This is a genomic window from Fonticella tunisiensis, assembly GCF_004364155.1.
Lineage (GTDB): Bacteria > Bacillota > Clostridia > Clostridiales > Caloramatoraceae > Fonticella > Fonticella tunisiensis.
In genome coordinates this window covers 1-1,254 of sequence record NZ_SOAZ01000061.1, presented here as the reverse complement: position 1 = coordinate 1,254, position 1,254 = coordinate 1, and the positions used below count along the sequence as shown (strand labels likewise).

General features: G+C 40.3%; 1 protein-coding gene. It reads left to right on the top strand.

Annotated features, from left to right (window positions below; genetic code table 11):
• A partial coding sequence (gene glmS / locus EDD71_RS15085; protein ID WP_133629525.1) for a glutamine--fructose-6-phosphate transaminase (isomerizing) occupies nt 1-1,254 on the top strand: 1,254 nt, incomplete at its 5' end.

The following is a 1,254-nucleotide window of genomic DNA, read 5'->3' as shown; positions in this document are numbered from 1 at the left end:
ATTCCTGCAATACTCGCCCATACAAGGGATGTATATCTTTTAAACGATAAAGAAATAGTTGTTTTAACAAGGGATAAGGTTGAAGTTATGACAAAGGAAGGGCTTCCTGTTCAAAAGGAAATCTTCCATGTAACGTGGGATGCTGAGTCTGCTGAAAAGGGTGGATATGAGCATTTTATGATAAAGGAAATCCACGAGCAGCCAAAGGCAATAAGGGATACGATGACATCGAGGATCATGGCAGACTCGGATGAAATAAAGCTTGATGACATAAAGCTTACCGCAGAGGATTTAAAAAATATCAATAAGATATTTATAGTTGCCTGTGGTACAGCTTATCATGCAGGCATAGTAGGCAAGTATGTAATAGAGAAGCTTGCAAGGATACCCGTTGAGGTTGAAATTGCATCTGAGTTTAGATATAGAAACCCAATTATAGATAAGAACACCTTAACGATAGTCATAAGCCAGTCAGGTGAAACAGCAGACACCCTGGCAGCGCTTAGAGAGGCTAAAAACCTTGGAGCAAGGGTTATAGCCGTTACAAACGTCGTTGGAAGCTCAGCTGCAAGGGAGGCCGACGATATATTATATACATGGGCTGGCCCAGAGATTGCAGTTGCTTCAACAAAGGCATATGTAACTCAGCTAATAGCTTTGTATATTATTGCCCTTTACCTTGCAAGGCTAAACGGTAAAATAACAGTGGAGGAATACAGAGCTATAAGGGATGAAATGCTTAAACTTCCTGAAAAGGCTGAAAAACTTCTTGAAAGGAAGGAAGAGCTTCAAAAATTTGCAGATAAAAACCACGGATATCCGGATATTTATTACCTTGGAAGAGGACTTGATTTTGCAGTAGCACTTGAAGGAGCACTTAAACTTAAGGAAATATCCTATATCCATTCAGAGGCTTATGCTGCAGGAGAGCTAAAACACGGAACCATTGCCCTCATTGATAAGGGTGTGCCTGTGATTGCCCTTGCAACTCAGGAAGACCTGTTTGAAAAGATGGTAAGCAATATAAAGGAAGTTGTGACAAGGGGAGCAAAGGTCATAGGACTTACTTTTGAAGGTAAAGAGGAATTTGAGAAGGTTGTAGATCAAGTAGTATATATTCCTAAAACCCTTCCAATACTTGCTCCTGTACTTTCTGTAATACCTCTACAGCTCCTTGCATACTATACAGCAGTTGAAAAGGGCTGTGACGTTGATAAACCAAGAAATCTCGCTAAGTCAGTTACAGTTGAGTAA